Raw genomic sequence first — 17,298 nt, 5'->3', positions numbered from 1 at the left:
ATCGCTTCTCCATTGCCGGATGTGACCCTCGAAGCGAGATGGGCCAACCACGGCTTTTCTTGGTTTTCTGACGTGTGGACGGCTCCGAACGGAATCGGCCACCGGGGGCGTATAGCGGCCCGCCCTCTCCCGTTCAACCCTTCTTTGACCGCGCGCAGTGCATCGGCCATTGACTTATGGCCCGTCAGCGCGCATATGCCCCTCAACCGCATCCGCCGCGTGAGCGGAACTCGGGCCGAAGCTGCCCGCCGGTTAACATCCCCGAACATGACCCCACATCACGCATGGGTTCAGATCCGCAACAGGGTCTCGGCATGCGGTCGAGGTCTCAGAGCTGCGGTTCCCCCTGCGTCCGCGCGTCTTTGCGCCCGGGCCATCACGCGCCTTTGGCGCAAAGGAAGATCCATTGGATTTTGACATGCTGGGACTGCCGTCCCGTCTTCAGGCGAATCTCGCCGAACTGAACATCACCGAACCGACCCCGATCCAGAAACAAGCCATCCCGCACGCCATGAATGGCTGCGATGTGATGGGTCTGGCGCAGACCGGCACCGGTAAAACCGCAGCCTTCGGCCTGCCGCTGCTGTCCGCCCTGCTGCGTATGGAAGGCAAGCCCGACCCCAAGACCGTGCGCGGTCTGATCCTCGCCCCCACCCGCGAGCTGGCGAAGCAGATCGTCGACAACCTCCGCGATTATGCGGCGGGCACCCAGGTGCGTATCGGCATCGTCACCGGCGGCGTGTCGATCTCCGGTCAGGAAAACCGGCTCGCGCGCGGCTCGGATCTGGTGGTCGCCACGCCCGGTCGTCTGCTCGATTTGATGGAGCGCCGCTCCATCCGTCTGGATGCGACGAAATTCCTCGTGCTCGACGAAGCCGACCAGATGCTGGACCTCGGCTTTATCCATGCGCTGCGCAAGATCGCCAAGGCCCTGCCCGCGACGCGCCAGACCATGCTGTTCTCGGCCACCATGCCGAAACAGATGGCTGAGATCGCCTCCGCCTATCTCGAGGATCCGATTCGCGTCGAAGTCACCCCTCCGGGCAAACCGGTGGACCGCATCGACCAATCGGTGCACTTCGTCGAACAATCCGACAAGATGCGCCTGCTGATCGACCATCTCGACGCACACCGTACCGAAGCGGCGCTTGTCTTTGCGCGCACCAAACACGGTGCCGAGAAGATGAAAAAGACACTCGAAGCCAAGGGCTTTGCCGCCGGTTCCATCCACGGCAACAAAAGCCAGGGCCAGCGTGATCGCGCCCTGACGGCCTTTCGCAACGGCGAACTGATGGTGCTTGTGGCCACCGACGTGGCCGCGCGCGGCATCGACATTCCGGCGGTGCGCCACGTCTACAACTATGACCTGCCGAATGTGGCCGACAACTATGTGCACCGGATCGGTCGGACCGCACGCGCAGGCCGTGATGGCGCCGCCATCGCCTATTGCGCGCCTGACGAGATGGGCGAATTCCGCGCCATCGAAAAGCTGATGGGCCGCTCGATCGAGGTCGCAGGCGGCACCGAATGGGAAGGCGTTCCCAAGAAAAAGCCGGGCCGTGGTGGCGGTGGCCGTGGGCGTCGCTCCGGCGGCGGCAACGGTGGCGGCGGTTTCCGCTCCGAAGGCGGGCCCAAGCCCGGGCGCGGACCCAAGCGCGGCGGCGGCGGCAACCGCAACCGGCGCTCCAAAGCAGCCTGATCCAAAACAAAAGGCCGCCCGCAGATGCAGGCGGCCTTTCTTAATCGCCTAAGGCGATTTTAGCTGTGGTCGTGATCGCCGTACCAATCGGCAATCTTTACCTCAGACGCGTCGCCAACCATTTCGGCAAAGGCCTCGGGGTCTTGCGTGCCATCGTCGCGGCCACGGAAATGATAGGGGTAAACCACCTTGGGTTGGAACGCCTTGGTGGCCTCGGCCGCCTGCTCCGCGTCCATGGTGAACGGCAGGTTCATGCACAAAAAGGCGATGTCGATGCCTTCCAGCGCTTCCATTTCCGGCGTGGGTTCCGTGTCGCCAGAGATGTAGATTTTGAAATCACCCATGGTCAGCACATAGCCGTTGTCGCGCCCTTCGGGGTGGAAGTTCATGCGCTCTTCGGTGGTGTTATGCGCGGGGATCGCATCGATGGTCAGATCGCCGAAGGTCGCGCTATCGCCGTTGGCCAAGGCCTCGGCGCGCTCTTTCGCGTCCTCTTCGAGCATGTCGAATACCGCGGGGTTGGTGTAGATCGCCACCGGTTTGTCCGTGGGGATCAGCGCCGACAGTGTCTCGGCGTTGTAGTGGTCACCGTGCTCGTGGGTGATCAGGATCAGATCGGGGGACGGCAGATCCTCGTAGGACGCAGCCTCGCCCACCGGATCGACGTAGATCACGCCGACGGGTGTCTCCATAACGATGGACGCATGCTGCACCGGATGGATCGATACCGGACCCATACCGGTCTCGAATGTATCGCCCATATGCGCCTCGGCGCGTGCGGCGAAGGGGATCACCGTCACAGCGCCGGTGGCGGCCACGGAATGTAGGAAAGTACGACGGGTCAATGTCATTGCATTTAGCTCCCTGATTGAACCTGAGCAGGAAGCTAGGTCTCACGTTCCGGGAGGCAAACTAACAAATGCGCGACCTGACGTGATCTCACGTCAGCCGCGAAAACCGCCTTGCTGGCGCAGGTATTCGGTCCAGCAGGGGACGGGCTCTTTGGATGCGGATTTCAGGCGGGTGAACAGGTTACGAAAGAACAGGGTCATGTCATTTTCCGACAAATGTTGATGTGCCCCGGCCTCCTACGCCCGGTCCGCCTTCGGGACAAAGACCAATTGCGCAAAGCCGCCATGCAAAATGCGCACAGTTTTTTAGCACAATAAAAAACGCCCCCCGGAAACCGGAGGGCGTCTTTAAAGTCCGTAAAAGAGGCTTAGCCGCGCTCTTCGACGATCTCGACCAGATGCGGGATCTTGTTGATCATGCCGCGCACAGAGGGGGTATCCTCCAGCTCGCGGGTCTTGTGCATCTTGTTCAGGCCCAGACCGATCAGGGTCTTACGCTGAACTTCGGGGCGACGGATCGGGGAACCGATCTGCTTTACGACGATGGTCTTTGGCATGTGACTCAGGCCTCCTCAGCGACTTGGCTGGATTCCTGCGGCGCGTCATCACGCTTGGGCAGGATGTCTGCAACTTTCTTGCCACGACGCTGTGCAACGTTGCGCGGCGACTGCTGGTTGCGCAGACCGTCGAGCGTTGCGTGGATCATGGCGTAGGGGTTCTGCGAACCGGTCGACTTTGCGACAACGTCCTGAACACCCAGCATTTCGAACACGGCACGCATCGGACCACCGGCGATGATACCGGTACCCTGCGGTGCGGTACGCATGACGACTTTACCTGCGCCGGCGTGACCTTTCACGTCGTGGTGCAGCGTGCGGCCTTCTTTCAGGGGCACGCGCATCATTTTGCGCTTGGCTTGCTCGGTGGCTTTACGGATGGCCTCGGGGACCTCCTTGGCCTTACCTTTACCGAAGCCTACGCGGCCTTTCTGGTCGCCAACAACCACAAGAGCGGCGAAGCCAAAGCGCTTACCACCTTTTACGGTCTTGGACACACGGTTGATCGCAACCAAGCGATCTGCGAATTCCGGTGCTTCCTCGCGTTCGCGACGGTTGCCCCGGCGGTTTTCACGTTCTGCCATCAGGCATTTCCTTTTTCAGTGGGCCCAAGAGCCCGTTTATCCAATCCTGGTGACCGCTGAAACGGTCCCGGATCATCGAGGCATCGCTGCCTGCAAAAAGGTGCGCCTTGAAAAAGGCGCACCCGAGAGACCGTCGAAACGGTTTAGATCTTCAGACCACCTTCACGCGCGGCGTCGGCCAGAGCTTTCACCTTGCCGTGGAAGAGGAAGCCACCGCGGTCGAAGTACGCCTCGGTGACACCGGCTGCCTTGGCGCGCTCGGCAATCGCCGCACCGACCTTGGTCGCTGCTTCGATGTTGTTTTTGCCAACCACACCCAGCGAGGGCTCCATCGTGGATGCAGCGGCAAGGGTCTTGCCGGCCACATCGTCGATGAGCTGAACCGAGATGTTCTTGTTCGAGCGGTGCACCGAAAGACGAACGCGACCTGCGTTGACCTTGCGGAGCTTGTTCCGGACGCGCAGACGGCGCTTGAGGAACAACGTGCGTTTGTTGTTTGCCATTTTCCTGCGTCCTTACTTCTTCTTGCCTTCCTTCTGGAAGATGTATTCGCCTTTGTAGCGGATACCCTTCCCCTTGTACGGCTCCGGGCGGCGCCAGTCGCGGATGTTTGCCGCTACCTGACCCACTTCCTGGATGTCGTGGCCCTCGATGATGATCTCGGTGGGCTTCGGAACAGTGATGGTTACGCCGTCAGGGATCTGGAAGTCGACGTCATGCGACAGGCCGAGGTTCAGCTTCAGGACCTTGCCTGCGAGCTGAGCACGGTAACCAACGCCGTGGATTTCCAGTTCCTTCTTGAAGGTGTTCTGCACGCCATGGACCATGTTGGCCACCACGGTGCGGGACATACCCCACTGCTGACGGGCGCGCTTGGACTTGCCGCGCGGCTCTACAGAAATGGTGTTTTCCTCGACAGTGAAGGTCACATCGTCGGTGCCGTTGAAGGTCTGGGTGCCTTTCGGCCCCTTGATTTCAACAACCTGGCCGGAGACGCTCGCCGAAACGCCCGAAGGCAGTTCGATCGGCTTCTTACCAATACGAGACATATTCAGGCCTCCTTAGAATACGGTGCAGAGCACTTCGCCGCCAATGTTGGCTGCGCGTGCGTTTGCGTCCGACATCACACCTTTGGAGGTGGAGACAATCGACACACCCAGACCCTGACGGACCTGCGGGATGTCATCAACGCTCATGTAAACGCGGCGACCGGGCTTGGAGACCCGCTTCACTTCGCGAATGACAGGAGTGCCGTCGAAGTATTTCAGGCTGATTTCGAAGGCGGGGTGACCGCGTTCGTCAGTCGTCGCTTCATAGCCGCGGATGTAGCCTTCGTCGGCCAGTACATCCAGGACCCAGCCGCGCAGCTTGGATGCGGGGGTCGAGGTGGTCGACTTGCCGCGCATCTGAGCGTTACGGATACGGGTGAGCATATCGCCGATAGGATCGTTCATCTTATACCCTCCCTTACCAGCTGGATTTCACAACGCCGGGCAACTTGCCGTTCGAGCCAAGCTCGCGCAGCATGATACGGCTGATTTTCAGCTTGCGGTAGTACGCGTGGGGACGACCGGTCAGCTGGCAACGGTTATGCAGACGGGTCGGTGCCGAGTTACGCGGCAGTTTCGCCAGTTTCAGACGCGCTTTAAAGCGGTCTTCCATGGACTTCGACTCGTCGTTTGCGATTTCTTTCAGTTCGGCACGCTTGGCGGCATACTTCTCCACCAGGCGCTGGCGCTTCTTTTCGCGCTCGATCATGGATTTCTTGGCCATGTCGTCTCTCTCCTTACGCCTTGGTGAACGGCATGTTGAATGCGGTCAGCAGGGCTTTCGCCTGTGCGTCCGCGCTGTGCTCGCCAAAGTCTTTGGCGTCTGTGGTCATGATGATGTCCATGCCCCAAACTTCGTCGACTTTATCGAATTCGATTTCCGGGAACACGATGTGTTCCTTCAGGCCCATGGCAAAGTTGCCGCGGCCATCGAACGACGGTTTCACACCACGGAAGTCGCGGATACGCGGCATCGCGATGGTGACCAGACGGTCGAGGAATTCGTACATGCGCACGTCACGCAGAGTGACCTTTGCACCAACGATCATGCCCTCACGCAGACGGAACGGCGCGTGGGATTTCTTTGCCAGCGTGCCAACAGCCTGCTGACCTGCGATCTTGGTCAGATCCTCGATTGCCGATTTGGCTTTCTTGGAATCACGAACGGCCTCGGCACCACAGCCGATGTTCAGAACGATCTTTTCCAGACGCGGGATCTGCATGTCGTTCGTGTAGCCGAACTGCTCTTTCATCGAGGCCTTGATGGTCTCGCGGTACTGAGCCTTCAGACGCGGGGTGTAGTTTGCGGTGTCCAGCATCAGATCACGTCTCCCGTGGTCTTGGCGAAACGGACCTTCTTGCCGCCTTCCATGCGGAAGCCAACGCGGGTCGCCTTGCCGTTTGCATCGACGATGGCCAGGTTCGACAGGTCGATCGGCAGCGCCTTCGGCGTGCGGCCACCCTGCGAGGTCTGGGACTGGCGAACGTGACGGATTGCAACGTTCACGCCTTCGACCACGGCCTTACCGGCTTTGGGGTCGACGGACTGGATCTCACCGGTCTTGCCCTTGTCCTTACCGGCAAGAACGACGACCTTGTCACCTTTTTTCAGCTTGGCAGCCATTACAGCACCTCCGGAGCAAGCGACACGATCTTCATCATGCCTTTTGCGCGCAGTTCACGCACAACCGGGCCAAAGATACGCGTACCGACCGGCTCACCTGCGTTGTTCAGGATCACGGCGGCGTTGCGGTCGAAACGGATTGCGGTACCGTCTTCACGACGGACTTCCTTTGCGGTGCGCACGACGACGGCCTTGCGGACGTCACCTTTTTTAACGCGACCACGCGGAATGGCCTCTTTCACCGACACCACGATGATGTCGCCGACAGAGGCATAACGGCGGTGCGAACCGCCCAGAACCTTGATGCACTGAACTTTCCGGGCTCCGGAGTTGTCAGCGACATCCAGATTTGTCTGCATCTGGATCATTGGTAGTCTCCCGACGTCCCGGGCCGCTCTGCAGAGAACATTGACCCGGGGGTTTCGAATAAATCAGGGCGCGTCAGACGCGCCCGGAACACTTAGTGTGCGGCTTCTGCCTCGTGGGCAGCTTCCTCGACCTTGCGGGCTTCTTCAGCAGCCGCCTGGCGTGCTGCTTCGTGCTCTGCAAGCATCTCTTCGGTCATGACTTCCCAGCGCTTCGTCTTGGACTTCGGTGCGCATTCACGGATGAGCACGGAATCACCAACGTTGAACTGTTCGTTCTCGTCATGTGCGCGGTACTTCTTGGACTTCTTGATCGTCTTCTGAAGCACGGGGTGCTTAAAACGACGCGTCACCGAAACGGTCACGGTCTGCTTGTTGGCGGTGGAGGTCACGGTGCCGGTCAGGATTCGTTTGGGCATCGATTACGCCTCCACGGATGCGGCCGCTGCGGCCTTTTCGTTCAGAATGGTCTTGATGCGTGCAACTTCGCGACGCACCTGACGGATCCGCGCGGGGTTTTGCACCTCACCGGTGGCCATCTGGAAGCGCAGGTTGAACGCTTCTTTCTTCAATTGGACAAGCTGGTCCCGGAGTTGATCCGGTGTCTTGTCACGGAGTCCCTGGGCGCTCATTGCACCTCTCCTTTTCAATCAACATCACTGGAGGGCCCCTGCCTGCGTGGCGTGCAAGGTCACCCTGATTCCAGTGGAGTCCGTGGATGAAGCGCCCCTATACGCCCGAATCCCTACGCTGGCAAGCGGTTTCGGTCCGTATTTATTGGGCGTCAGCAGATAAACGGGCCGCGCCCGTCAGGCGTCAAAGCGCGACTTCAGCAGCGGCGCAAGATGGCCGTTCTTAATCGCGTCCGGATGCACCACCCCGATCTGCGCGGGCATTTCCGGAAGTTCAAGGATCTTGGCAATGGAAAACCGGTGATAACCGCCACCGCTGCGCAGACATGTGCCATCGCGCGCCACATGCACAAAGGACGCGCCATGTTCGCGCCGGTAATAGGCGTCGGGCAGCTCGTGCATCCGCAACAGTCGGCCCCGCGCCTGCGTCTCGGCAAAGATACGGTCCAGCTTGGCGTAGCGGGATTTCACGTCCTCCACGCTACGACATTCATCCGGGGCACGACCCTTGGCGATCTCGGCGACCATCTTCTGAAAAACCGGTGTCTCTTCCCAATCGGCCCCGTCGACCCACCGCATCCGACAGCTTTGGAACTTGTAATTGTCGGTGGCGCTGGCGCGGGATTTGTCCCAATCGCCGCCCATCACGCGCCCGCTGGCCCGACGGCGCAAACGCAAACCCGGCAAGGTCTGGTAGCACTGGGTGATTTCGCGCGGATCAGGAAAGATCGCCATGTCCGACAAAGGACCATCCGCGCCAAAGCGCACACGGTTCACCAGATCGCGGGCAAACTTGCGCGGACGGTGCGCCTCGATCGCGCGGACAAGCGCGCGCAGAACGCCGTTGTTCAATTCTGAATGCGTGATCAGCGCCATTGTCTTGGAACCTTCGCGAAAGTGACACGAAATCTTTACATAGGTGCAAATGCGCGCGCAACAAAGCCCGATCAACGGCACGTGATCCGGCGGAATGGGGCCAATTTGGCGAAAATCCCGATCTGTGATAGGCTGCGCTATGCGATCTGCCATGAACATAGCCGCGATCATTACACTGGGTGTCGCGCCCGCCCCCGCAGCCGAGGACACAGACTGCGCCTGCCACAACCGTGACGGGGTCAAGGTGCCGGTGGGCCAGACGTCTTGCCTGACGGTCGGCAACCGCAGCTTTACCGCCCGCTGCGCATGGTCACAGAACCTGCTGACATGGCGCAAACTGCACGACGGCTGCCTGTCCAGTCAGACACAGGCACCGCCTGCACATCAGGGGTAATTACCCCTCGGCGGCCTTGCGCATCTCTTCCTCGAACTGCTTGCGCAGCGTCTTGCGCAAACCGGCGGCGCGCTGGCGGCGCTCTTCGGTTTCGGTCAGAACCTTCAACTCCGGCACGGGCGCGGATTTGCCGTTATCGTCCACCGCCACCATCGTGAAATAGCACGAATTGGTGTGCCGCATCTTGCCGCTGCGGATGTCCTCCGCCTCGACCCGAATACCAATCTCCATAGAGGTGCGGCCCGCGTGGTTCACACTGGCACGAAAGGTCACCAGCTCGCCCACATTGATCGGCTCACGAAACACCACCTGATCCACGGACAAGGTCACCGCATAACGCCCCGAGAACCGCGACGCGCAGGAAAAGGCCACACGGTCGAGCAGGTTCAACAACGCCCCGCCGTGCACCTTGCCGCTGAAATTCGCCATATCCGGCGTCATCAGCACCGTCATCTCTAGCTTGCGCGCATCCATTGGCTGCCCCCGTTCCGCTCATTCACCCCATTTATAGTTAAAACTGACGGAAACGCGTTCATCTTCTTCGGCCATGTTCATGGGCACCTCGTGGCGCAGCCAGCTTTCCCACAGCAGCACGTCGCCCACCTCGGGTTTGACGTAGATGAACGGCTTTAACATCTCGCGGGCGTCTTTCTTGCGCGCCGGGGCCGCCATCATCATCTGCAATCGCGGATCTTCAAGCTTCAGCGCCGACGCGCCTTCGGGCATCGACACATAGGTCGTGCCGGAGATCACCGAATGCGGATGGATGTGCGAGCTATGCGTGCCGCCCGGCGGCAGGATGTTGATCCAGATATCCTCCAGCATCAGCTCCTTATCTCCCAGATCAAAGTCCAGTTCCTGAACGAAGGCAGCCACATGCGCGTCCAGCACCTTTACCAGATCCGCGAAGATCGGGAACCGCCAAGGCAAATCCGTCAGCGACGCATATGAGGTGTAGCCGGGATAGCCTTGGGTCTCGCACCACTCCTGTCCGGCCTCGTCATCCTCGGCCACAGAATAGCACGATGCCTCAAGCTCTTGGGCATCGATGGTCCCGTGATCGGACAGCGGCGCGTGATACAGCGGGGTCGCGAACAAAGAGCGGATCTTGGCCATCAGGGATCTCCTTTTGTGCCGGTGTCGCGCCATTCGGACCCTGACGCAAGGCCGCATTGGCTTTGCCTCACCGGCTTTCGGGGAATCTTAAGGGTCTTGGGCGTAGCGTTCAAAAAATTTCCCGCTTTGGATGTAAACATTATGACCCCATTTATGATCATAGCATTGCTGTCCGCCGGTCTTCTGGTCACCGCATGGGAGTCCGGCTCTGACGATATCGCAGACCCCGCCACCGACACCCCCGAAGAAGACCCCACCCCGACGGAAGAGGACCCAACCCCCGAGGACACGGTCGAGGCCGCAGCCCCAACGCCCGATGAAAGCGAGGTGCCAGTGGCTTTGCCCGATGACGACGCCGCCACGCCGGAGGTTTTGCTGGTCTCCTCTGGCGATATGCTTGTCGGCACTTCGGGCAATGACACCATCGCGCTGGAGGCAGAGATCGACGGCCCGCTGGTCGTGGATGCCGCCGCAGGCAACGATGAAATCGACCTGACAGAGGTTTTCGACACCACCGACGGTGTGCCACAGGTGCTGGCTGCAGGCTCGACCATCAACGGCGGCGCGGGCAACGATGTGATCCAAGCCCACGGCGATGGCACAGTTCTCCAGTCAGGTGATGGGCGCGACGACATCGCTGGCAATTTCAGTGACAGCACCATCGATGGCGGCTTTGGTAATGATAGCCTGACAATCACCGGTGCGGGCAATCTGCTGTCCGGCGGCGACGGCGCGGATGCCATCATCATCGACGGGACCGACAACACGGTGCACGGTGGCAGCGGCAATGACACCATCACCGCCACTGGCGGGGGCGTGATCACCGGCGGCGGCGGTTTTGATTTTATCGAGATCCTCATGCAGCCGGATGACATCGCAGGGCTTGATCTGACCGGCGGCACGGGGATCGACGTCTTCGAACTGCATTTTGACGATCTGCCTGGCGATGCCACAGCGCCCGCTCTGGATGACCCGGACGCGATTCTCCCCCGCGACATCGGCGTTATTCAGGACTTTGACGGAGGCAACGATCTGCTCGTCATTCAGCTGCCGTCCGACAGCGCTGGTTACAGCTTTGGCGAGCTAACCCTGCGCGAAGTCACGGACCCCGACAGCGGCATCACCGGGACAGAGGCAACCCTGTCCTATATCCATGAAAACGGCGCCGCCCGCGCGCTGACCGTGCATATGGCCGGGGTCAGCAATCTGCCCGCGAGCAGCATCCAACTGGTTGATCCGGTTATTCTACCGGCACCGAACCTGCCCCCGGTACCACCCATCGCCTGACCCAAAAGAAAAGCCCCCCGATATCCATCGAGGGGCTTTCCAAATCTTGCTCGGGTCAGAAACCCGCGAGGACTTACCAGTCTTCGCGAACCACGACGCGGGTCTTGATCGGCAGCTTCATAGCGGCCAGACGCAGCGCTTCACGTGCGATATCTTCGGCAACGCCGTCGATTTCGAACATCACGCGGCCCGGCTTCACCTTGCAGACCCAACGGTCCACGGAACCCTTACCTTTACCCATGCGAACTTCGATGGGCTTTGCGGTGACGGGCACATCCGGGAAGATGCGGATCCAGACACGGCCCTGACGCTTCATGTGACGCGTCATGGCACGACGTGCAGCTTCGATCTGACGCGCGGTGACGCGCTCGGGCTCGAGAGCCTTCAGGCCGTAGGTGCCAAAGTTCAGGTCAGACCCGCCCTTTGCTTCACCCTTGATCCGGCCTTTAAAGGCCTTACGGAATTTAGTGCGTTTCGGCTGAAGCATTGTTACCTCCGGTCATCACGACGACCGCCAGCACCACGAGGTGCGGGACCGTCCTGAATTTCCTGGCTCTTGCGGTCACGAGCAGCAGGATCGTGCTCCATGATCTCGCCTTTGAAGATCCAGACCTTGATACCGATGATGCCGTAGGGCGTCGTTGCTTCGACGTTGGCATAATCGATGTCGGCGCGCAGGGTGTGCAGGGGCACACGACCTTCGCGGTACCATTCGGTCCGTGCGATTTCAGCACCGCCCAGACGGCCAGCAACGTTCACCCGGATACCAAGGGCGCCCATACGCATGGCGTTCTGAACCGCACGCTTCATCGCGCGACGGAAGGACACACGACGCTCCAGCTGCTGAGCGATGGACTCGCCAACCAGCGTTGCGTCCAGCTCCGGCTTGCGCACTTCAACGATGTTGAGGTGCAGCTCGGAGTCGGTCATCTTGGCCAGCTTCTTGCGAAGCACCTCGATGTCGGCGCCTTTCTTGCCGATGATCACGCCCGGACGCGCGGTGTGAATGGTCACACGGCACTTCTTGTGGGGGCGTTCGATGATCACACGGGCGATACCGGCCTGCTTGCACTCATCCTGAATGAAATCGCGGATGGCGATGTCTTCCAGCAGCAGGTCACCGTAGTCTTTGGTGTCCGCGTACCAACGCGAATCCCAAGTACGGTTCACCTGAAGGCGCATCCCGATCGGATTGGTCTTGTTACCCATTAGGCTTGCTCCTCGACCTGACGCACCTTGATGGTGATTTCCGAGAACGGCTTGTTGATGCGGCCAAAACGACCACGGGCACGGGGGCGACCGCGCTTCATGATCAGGTTCTTACCAACATAGGCCTCGGCGACGACCAGCTCGTCGACGTCCAGACCGTGGTTGTTCTCGGCGTTGGCGATAGCGGACTGAAGGCACTTCTTCACGTCCACGGCGATCCGCTTCTTGGAGAAGGTCAGGTCCGTCAGGGCCTTTTCCACCTTCTTGCCACGGATCAGCCCGGCGACGAGGTTCAGCTTTTGCGGCGAGGTGCGCAGCATGCGCAGCTTTGCCATCGCTTCGTTGTCCGCCACGCGGCGGGGATTCTTATCCTTGCCCATGGCTTACTTCCTCTTGGCTTTCTTGTCCGCCGCGTGACCGTAGTAGGTGCGGGTCGGAGCGTATTCACCGAACTTCTGGCCGATCATGTCCTCGGTCACATTGACCGGAACGTGCTTGTGGCCGTTGTACACACCAAAGGTGAGACCAACGAAGTGCGGCAGGATGGTGGAGCGGCGCGACCAGATCTTGATGACCTCGTTCTTGCCGGATTCCTTGGTTTTCTCGGCCTTCTTCAACACGTAAGCGTCGACGAAGGGGCCTTTCCAAACAGAGCGTGCCATAGATTAGCGACCCTTCTTCTTGGCGTGGCGCGAGCGGAGAATAAGCTTCTGCGACGCCTTGTTGGTGTTGCGGGTGCGCTTGCCCTTGGTCGGCTTACCCCAGGGCGTCACCGGGTGACGACCACCAGAGGTCCGGCCTTCACCACCACCGTGGGGGTGGTCGATCGGGTTCATGACGACACCACGGACGGAGGGGCGAATGCCCTTGTGGCGCATACGGCCCGCTTTACCGAAGTTCTGGTTCGAGTTGTCGGGGTTCGAGACCGCGCCAACCGTTGCCATGCACTCCTGACGCACGAGGCGCAGTTCGCCCGAGGACAGGCGGATCTGAGCGTAGCCACCGTCACGGCCGACGAACTGGGCATAGGTGCCCGCGGCGCGTGCGATCTGGCCACCCTTGCCGGGCTTCAGTTCGATGTTGTGCACGATGGTACCGATCGGCATGCCGGAGAACGGCATCGCGTTGCCCGGCTTCACGTCTGCCTTGGCAGATGCGATCACCTTGTCACCAACGCCAAGGCGCTGCGGTGCAAGGATGTAGGCCTGCTCGCCATCGTCGTACTGGATCAGTGCGATGAATGCGGTACGGTTGGGGTCATATTCAATGCGGACAACGATGCCGTTGACGTCGAATTTGTTCCGCTTGAAATCAACGATCCGGTAGAGACGCTTTGCGCCACCGCCACGACGGCGGGAGGTGATACGTCCGGTGTTGTTCCGGCCGCCCGACTTGGTCAGACCCTCGGTGAGGGCCTTGACGGGGCGTCCTTTATACAGCTCCGAACGGTCGATCAGCACCAGCCCGCGCTGGCCCGGCGTCGTCGGCTTGTACGACTTAAGTGCCATGCTTTCTGTCTTCCGTAAGCTTGGGGGTTCGGATGAACCCTATGTTGTTAGCCCCCCGAAGGTGGCCGTAGATATAGGCCCCCGAAGGTGCCCGATTCTGCATCAGCCGCGCAAAATGCAAAGCCCCGGACGAATCCGGGGCCGCAGCCGATGGGGTCGTGTAGGGGATGGAGCCTAGCTGGTCAAGAGCCAATCAAGATGGCGCTTGGACATGTCAGGCTTCCATGGGATAGTGGCACATCTCTCATAGCAATAAAAAGAACTGCGAATGCGTGTGGAGCAGAAAATCGGACAGAGAGGGAGCCTGAAATGGCTTCAAGTCGCGGTCAACAAGTCTCCCCAGCGACTTCAACCGGCGTCCCTCCCACCGATAACATGGCTCTCACCATTGGCACAGGATCATTATGCCGAATACCGCGACGAGAGCTTTCTGGATCACGTTGGCCTCTCACACCTCGGCGCGTCGCTTAAGACCTTCTGGCCACAGCGTGGACCGCAATGGGATGCGCTTGGGACGACATTCAAAGGTCCGGTACTCGTTGAGGCAAAGGCTCACACCAAGGAGTTCCTGTCACCTGCTTCGCAGGCAGGAGCGGCGTCCCACGCCATGATTGCGCGGGCCTTTGGCGCGATGCATGATGATCTCGGACTTATATCTCCGTGTGATTGGACCAAGGCGTTCTACCAATACGGCAACAGGCTGGCGCACCTCTGGTGGCTAAGAAATAACGGTGTCGATGCGTCATTACTGTTTGTAAGCTTCGTGCACGATACCGAGATGCGTGGTCCGGTCTTACCCGAAACTTGGCATGCAATGTTTGCTGCGGCCAATCATGCCCTTGGCTTATCGAGCGGAATGGATCTAATGAAGCACGTCCATCACGTCACGCCCGACGTAAGGGAACTGTACGTTGCCTAGTGATTGCGTAGGACGTGCCATACACGCCTCGGAGGAGCTGCTCTCTGACCTGTGCAACTGGCAGCTTACCCCTCAGCGTCCGCAGACCACATCTGACTTCCAATACGATTAACCCAAGAGTCGGCGCGTCCCCTCGGAGGCGGGCCAATGGCACCGGCGCATCGTAGGGCGATAGGGCGCTGTGGCTTTGACGCGGCGGGCCTGCGGCCCTTGTTCCGCGCTTCGGTCGTTTCCGAGACAGCGCCCGATCGCCGCACATCACGGACCCGTGAAACCCTAAAACTCAACGTCACGCCTAAATCCGGGGCCCCAGCCCTTGGAAGCGCACGCCTCACCGCAAACGGGCCGAAACCCCGCTTAATACCTCTTACCAACCGACCGTTTTCTCCGCGGAAACCGGTCGGGACTCACCTTTCAATTAGGTTAACGCAGCCGAATCAATCCACCGTGCGTCGCGTTAACCCCCTGCCCCAGCGGCCAAAACCACCGAAATTAACCATTCAAATCCGGCCACGTCTTAACAAAAAAGGCCCCCGCGTTAAGCGAGGGCCTTTCGATCTTTACGATCCGGGCTGAATTACAGGCCGGTGGCCACGTCGATGGTGTTGCCCTCTTCGAGCATCACATATGCCTTCTTCACGTCCTTACGCTTGCCGGTCTTGCCACGGAAACGCTTCACCTTGCCTTTGGTGATGGTCGTGTTCACGGCCTTCACCTTGACACCAAAGAGCGCCTCGACGGCGTCTTTGATCTGCGGCTTGTTTGCGTCGATGGCCACTTCAAAGACAACCGCGCCGTTCTCGGACGCCATGGTGGTCTTTTCGGTGATGATCGGCTTGCGGATCACGTCGTACTGTTCTGCCTTAACGGTCATTTCAGTCGTGCCTCCAGAGCTTCGACACCCGCCTTCGTGATCACCAGGGTGTCACGCTTCAGGATGTCATAAACGTTGGCACCGATGGTCGGCAGGATGTCCAGACCTTCGATGTTGCGCGCTGCCTTGGCGAACGCTTCGTTCACGTCGGAGCCGTCAATGATCAGGGCGCGCTTCCAGCCCAGCTTGGACACCTGAGCCGCGAGGGCCTTGGTCTTTGCTGCACCTTCAACGTTCTCGATCACGACCAGCGAGCCGTTCTTGAGCTTGTCCGACAGAGCCATTTTCAGGCCCAGTGCGCGGACTTTCTTCGGCAGGTCGTGGCCGTGCGAACGCGGCGTCGGACCCTTGTAGATGCCCCCCTTGCGGAAGATGGGCGCCTTGCGGGAACCGTGACGTGCGCCACCGGTGCCTTTCTGGCGGTAGATCTTCTTGGTCGAGTAGGACACTTCCGAGCGGGTCTTGACCTTGTGCGTGCCAGCTTGCGCTTTGTTGCGCTGCCAGCGCACGACACGGTGCAGGATGTCGGCGCGCGGCTCGAGACCGAACAGGGCCTCGTCCAGCTCGACTTCACCAGCGGAACCGCCGTCGAGGTTGATCACGTCGAGTTTCATGCCTCGCCTCCTTCTTCAGCAGGTGCCGCTTCCGCGGTCGCTGCGGAACGCACAGCCGCCGGCAGGACAACGTTGTCCGGGGTCGGCTTTTTCACGGCATCCTTGACGGTGACCCAGGAACCCTTCGGTCCGGGGACGGCGCCTTTGATCAGGATCACACCGCGGTCTGCGTCGGTCTTGACGACCTGCAGGTTCTGCGTGGTCACCCGAACGGAACCCATGTGGCCGGCCATTTTCTTGCCTTTGAACACCTTACCGGGGTTCTGACACTGACCGGTCGAGCCGTGCGAACGGTGGGAGATGGACACACCGTGAGTGGCGCGGAGACCACCGAAGTTGTGACGCTTCATACCACCTGCAAAACCCTTACCGATGGTGATGCCGGAGACGTCCACGAACTGACCTTCAAAGTAGTGGTCTGCGATGATTTCCGCACCCACTTCGATCAGGTTCTCGGGCGCCACGCGGAATTCAACCACCTTGCGCTTGGGTTCGACACCGGCCTTTGCAAAGTGGCCGCGCATTGCCTGCGAGGTACGCTTTGCCTTGGCGGCGCCACAGCCCAGCTGGACAGCGGAGTAACCGTTGGCTTCTTCAGTGCGCTGCGCAACAACCTGCAGGTTGTCGAGTTGCAGCACGGTGACGGGGATCTGCTTGCCGTCTTCTTGGAAGACGCGCGTCATGCCGATCTTTTTCGCGATCACACCAGAGCGCATGGTCACCCCCTTATACCTTGATCTCGACGTCAACGCCGGCGGCGAGGTCGAGCTTCATGAGGGCATCCACGGTCTGAGGCGTGGGATCGACGATGTCGAGCAGACGCTTGTGCGTGCGGATCTCGAACTGGTCACGAGATTTCTTGTTCACGTGCGGGCCACGCAGAACGGTGAATTTCTCGATCTTGTTGGGCAGCGGGATGGGCCCGCGGACCTGTGCTCCGGTGCGCTTGGCGGTGTTGACGATCTCCTGAGTGGAGGCGTCCAGCACGCGGTAGTCAAACGCTTTGAGCCGGATACGGATGTTCTGGTTCATCGAACAGTCCTATTTTGGCATTGAGGTTGAGAGGACGAGCCCCGCTCATCGGAACCCCTCATCGAACCTGAAAGGGCGGAGAATCACCCCGCCCTTCACGACCCTAAG

The 17,298-nt window shown here is 60.1% G+C and carries 28 protein-coding genes; 4 read left to right on the top strand and 24 right to left on the bottom strand.

The window, feature by feature from the left end; translation table 11 throughout:
• The first annotated feature begins 406 nt into the window (after nt 1-406).
• A complete protein-coding gene (locus ACN5AZ_RS12615) occupies nt 407-1,699 on the top strand; it encodes a DEAD/DEAH box helicase (RefSeq protein ID WP_419429246.1) in 1,293 nt (430 codons plus the stop codon).
• A gap of 59 nt (nt 1,700-1,758) precedes the next feature.
• On the opposite strand, the gene ACN5AZ_RS12610 is transcribed toward ACN5AZ_RS12615, so the two are convergent.
• The 13 genes from ACN5AZ_RS12610 to ACN5AZ_RS12550 form a co-directional block, all read right to left on the bottom strand.
• Nucleotides 1,759-2,550, bottom strand: a complete 792-nt coding sequence (locus ACN5AZ_RS12610; protein ID WP_419429245.1) for an MBL fold metallo-hydrolase — start codon at nt 2,548-2,550, stop codon at nt 1,759-1,761.
• Between the two features lie 368 nt (nt 2,551-2,918).
• The gene (gene rpmD, locus ACN5AZ_RS12605) at nt 2,919-3,107 is read right to left on the bottom strand and encodes a 50S ribosomal protein L30 (protein WP_419429244.1); all 189 of its coding nucleotides are present in this window, start codon (nt 3,105-3,107) and stop codon (nt 2,919-2,921) included.
• Nucleotides 3,108-3,112: 5 nt separating this feature from the next.
• A complete protein-coding gene (gene rpsE / locus ACN5AZ_RS12600; protein ID WP_419429243.1) occupies nt 3,113-3,691 on the bottom strand; it encodes a 30S ribosomal protein S5 in 579 nt (192 codons plus the stop codon).
• 143 nt (nt 3,692-3,834) lie between these two features.
• Entirely contained in the window at nt 3,835-4,194 is a 360-nt protein-coding gene (gene rplR, locus ACN5AZ_RS12595) for a 50S ribosomal protein L18 (RefSeq protein ID WP_419429242.1), read from the bottom strand.
• Between the two features lie 12 nt (nt 4,195-4,206).
• Nucleotides 4,207-4,740, bottom strand: a complete 534-nt coding sequence (gene rplF, locus ACN5AZ_RS12590; RefSeq protein WP_419429241.1) for a 50S ribosomal protein L6 — start codon at nt 4,738-4,740, stop codon at nt 4,207-4,209.
• A 12-nt stretch (nt 4,741-4,752) separates the two neighbouring features.
• On the bottom strand, nt 4,753-5,145 hold the full coding sequence (gene rpsH, locus ACN5AZ_RS12585) for a 30S ribosomal protein S8 (RefSeq protein WP_419429240.1): 393 nt from the start codon (nt 5,143-5,145) through the stop codon (nt 4,753-4,755).
• A gap of 13 nt (nt 5,146-5,158) precedes the next feature.
• On the bottom strand, nt 5,159-5,464 hold the full coding sequence (rpsN, locus tag ACN5AZ_RS12580) for a 30S ribosomal protein S14 (protein WP_419429239.1): 306 nt from the start codon (nt 5,462-5,464) through the stop codon (nt 5,159-5,161).
• Nucleotides 5,465-5,477: 13 nt separating this feature from the next.
• Entirely contained in the window at nt 5,478-6,059 is a 582-nt protein-coding gene (rplE, locus tag ACN5AZ_RS12575) for a 50S ribosomal protein L5 (protein WP_419429238.1), read from the bottom strand.
• On the bottom strand, nt 6,059-6,364 hold the full coding sequence (gene rplX / locus ACN5AZ_RS12570) for a 50S ribosomal protein L24 (protein WP_419429237.1): 306 nt from the start codon (nt 6,362-6,364) through the stop codon (nt 6,059-6,061). Before rplX ends, rplE begins: the two co-directional genes overlap by 1 nt.
• Nucleotides 6,364-6,732 carry a 50S ribosomal protein L14 gene (gene rplN, locus ACN5AZ_RS12565; protein WP_419429236.1) on the bottom strand — a complete coding sequence of 123 codons (369 nt, stop codon included), beginning with the start codon at nt 6,730-6,732 and terminating at the stop codon, nt 6,364-6,366. The genes rplX and rplN overlap by 1 nt, the downstream gene beginning before the upstream one ends.
• Before the next feature lie 92 nt (nt 6,733-6,824).
• A complete protein-coding gene (rpsQ, locus tag ACN5AZ_RS12560; RefSeq protein ID WP_419429235.1) occupies nt 6,825-7,148 on the bottom strand; it encodes a 30S ribosomal protein S17 in 324 nt (107 codons plus the stop codon).
• Between the two features lie 3 nt (nt 7,149-7,151).
• On the bottom strand, nt 7,152-7,361 hold the full coding sequence (gene rpmC, locus ACN5AZ_RS12555) for a 50S ribosomal protein L29 (protein WP_419429234.1): 210 nt from the start codon (nt 7,359-7,361) through the stop codon (nt 7,152-7,154).
• Nucleotides 7,362-7,538: 177 nt separating this feature from the next.
• Nucleotides 7,539-8,237, bottom strand: a complete 699-nt coding sequence (locus ACN5AZ_RS12550) for a hypothetical protein (protein WP_419429233.1) — start codon at nt 8,235-8,237, stop codon at nt 7,539-7,541.
• A gap of 151 nt (nt 8,238-8,388) precedes the next feature.
• On the opposite strand from ACN5AZ_RS12550, the gene ACN5AZ_RS12545 reads away from it, so the two are divergent.
• Complete coding sequence (locus ACN5AZ_RS12545) at nt 8,389-8,631, top strand: hypothetical protein (RefSeq protein ID WP_419429232.1); 243 nt, start codon at nt 8,389-8,391, stop codon at nt 8,629-8,631.
• On the opposite strand, the gene ACN5AZ_RS12540 is transcribed toward ACN5AZ_RS12545, so the two are convergent.
• Together ACN5AZ_RS12540 and ACN5AZ_RS12535 are read right to left on the bottom strand one after the other, a co-directional pair.
• Nucleotides 8,632-9,105, bottom strand: coding sequence for an acyl-CoA thioesterase (locus tag ACN5AZ_RS12540; protein ID WP_419429231.1), 474 nt, complete (start codon nt 9,103-9,105; stop codon nt 8,632-8,634).
• 18 nt (nt 9,106-9,123) lie between these two features.
• Nucleotides 9,124-9,747, bottom strand: coding sequence for a 2OG-Fe(II) oxygenase family protein (locus tag ACN5AZ_RS12535; RefSeq protein WP_419429230.1), 624 nt, complete (start codon nt 9,745-9,747; stop codon nt 9,124-9,126).
• A gap of 153 nt (nt 9,748-9,900) precedes the next feature.
• Between ACN5AZ_RS12535 and ACN5AZ_RS12530 the strand changes: the two genes are divergently transcribed.
• Nucleotides 9,901-11,034 (top strand): calcium-binding protein, encoded by a 1,134-nt coding sequence (locus tag ACN5AZ_RS12530; RefSeq protein ID WP_419429229.1) that lies wholly within the window; start codon nt 9,901-9,903, stop codon nt 11,032-11,034.
• A 73-nt stretch (nt 11,035-11,107) separates the two neighbouring features.
• On the opposite strand, the gene rplP is transcribed toward ACN5AZ_RS12530, so the two are convergent.
• From rplP to rplB, 5 genes are read right to left on the bottom strand one after another with little or no spacing between them, the layout of a single operon-like run.
• Entirely contained in the window at nt 11,108-11,521 is a 414-nt protein-coding gene (gene rplP / locus ACN5AZ_RS12525; protein WP_419429228.1) for a 50S ribosomal protein L16, read from the bottom strand.
• A gap of 2 nt (nt 11,522-11,523) precedes the next feature.
• Nucleotides 11,524-12,243, bottom strand: a complete 720-nt coding sequence (gene rpsC / locus ACN5AZ_RS12520; RefSeq protein WP_419429227.1) for a 30S ribosomal protein S3 — start codon at nt 12,241-12,243, stop codon at nt 11,524-11,526.
• Nucleotides 12,243-12,623 (bottom strand): 50S ribosomal protein L22, encoded by a 381-nt coding sequence (rplV, locus tag ACN5AZ_RS12515; RefSeq protein WP_419429226.1) that lies wholly within the window; start codon nt 12,621-12,623, stop codon nt 12,243-12,245. The genes rpsC and rplV overlap by 1 nt, the downstream gene beginning before the upstream one ends.
• A gap of 3 nt (nt 12,624-12,626) precedes the next feature.
• Entirely contained in the window at nt 12,627-12,905 is a 279-nt protein-coding gene (rpsS, locus tag ACN5AZ_RS12510) for a 30S ribosomal protein S19 (RefSeq protein ID WP_419429225.1), read from the bottom strand.
• 3 nt (nt 12,906-12,908) lie between these two features.
• Nucleotides 12,909-13,751: a 50S ribosomal protein L2 gene (rplB, locus tag ACN5AZ_RS12505; RefSeq protein ID WP_419429224.1), complete on the bottom strand. Its 843-nt coding sequence runs from the start codon at nt 13,749-13,751 to the stop codon at nt 12,909-12,911.
• 388 nt (nt 13,752-14,139) lie between these two features.
• Between rplB and ACN5AZ_RS12500 the strand changes: the two genes are divergently transcribed.
• Complete coding sequence (locus tag ACN5AZ_RS12500; protein ID WP_419429223.1) at nt 14,140-14,670, top strand: hypothetical protein; 531 nt, start codon at nt 14,140-14,142, stop codon at nt 14,668-14,670.
• Nucleotides 14,671-15,247: 577 nt separating this feature from the next.
• On the opposite strand, the gene ACN5AZ_RS12495 is transcribed toward ACN5AZ_RS12500, so the two are convergent.
• Genes ACN5AZ_RS12495 through rpsJ form a run of 4 tightly spaced genes read right to left on the bottom strand, consistent with a single transcriptional unit; the run spans nt 15,248 to nt 17,190 of the window.
• A complete protein-coding gene (locus ACN5AZ_RS12495; RefSeq protein ID WP_419429222.1) occupies nt 15,248-15,544 on the bottom strand; it encodes a 50S ribosomal protein L23 in 297 nt (98 codons plus the stop codon).
• On the bottom strand, nt 15,541-16,158 hold the full coding sequence (rplD, locus tag ACN5AZ_RS12490; protein WP_419429221.1) for a 50S ribosomal protein L4: 618 nt from the start codon (nt 16,156-16,158) through the stop codon (nt 15,541-15,543). The genes ACN5AZ_RS12495 and rplD overlap by 4 nt, the downstream gene beginning before the upstream one ends.
• Complete coding sequence (gene rplC, locus ACN5AZ_RS12485) at nt 16,155-16,874, bottom strand: 50S ribosomal protein L3 (RefSeq protein WP_419429220.1); 720 nt, start codon at nt 16,872-16,874, stop codon at nt 16,155-16,157. The genes rplD and rplC overlap by 4 nt, the downstream gene beginning before the upstream one ends.
• 10 nt (nt 16,875-16,884) lie before the next feature.
• Nucleotides 16,885-17,190, bottom strand: coding sequence for a 30S ribosomal protein S10 (rpsJ, locus tag ACN5AZ_RS12480; RefSeq protein WP_017467315.1), 306 nt, complete (start codon nt 17,188-17,190; stop codon nt 16,885-16,887).
• Nucleotides 17,191-17,298 lie beyond the last annotated feature (108 nt).

It is taken from the genome of Sagittula sp. SSi028, from assembly GCF_048553715.1.
Classification (GTDB): Bacteria; Pseudomonadota; Alphaproteobacteria; order Rhodobacterales; family Rhodobacteraceae; genus Sagittula.
The sequence above is the reverse complement of the archived record's forward strand: the minus strand, read 5'-3'. Positions and strand labels throughout refer to the sequence as shown.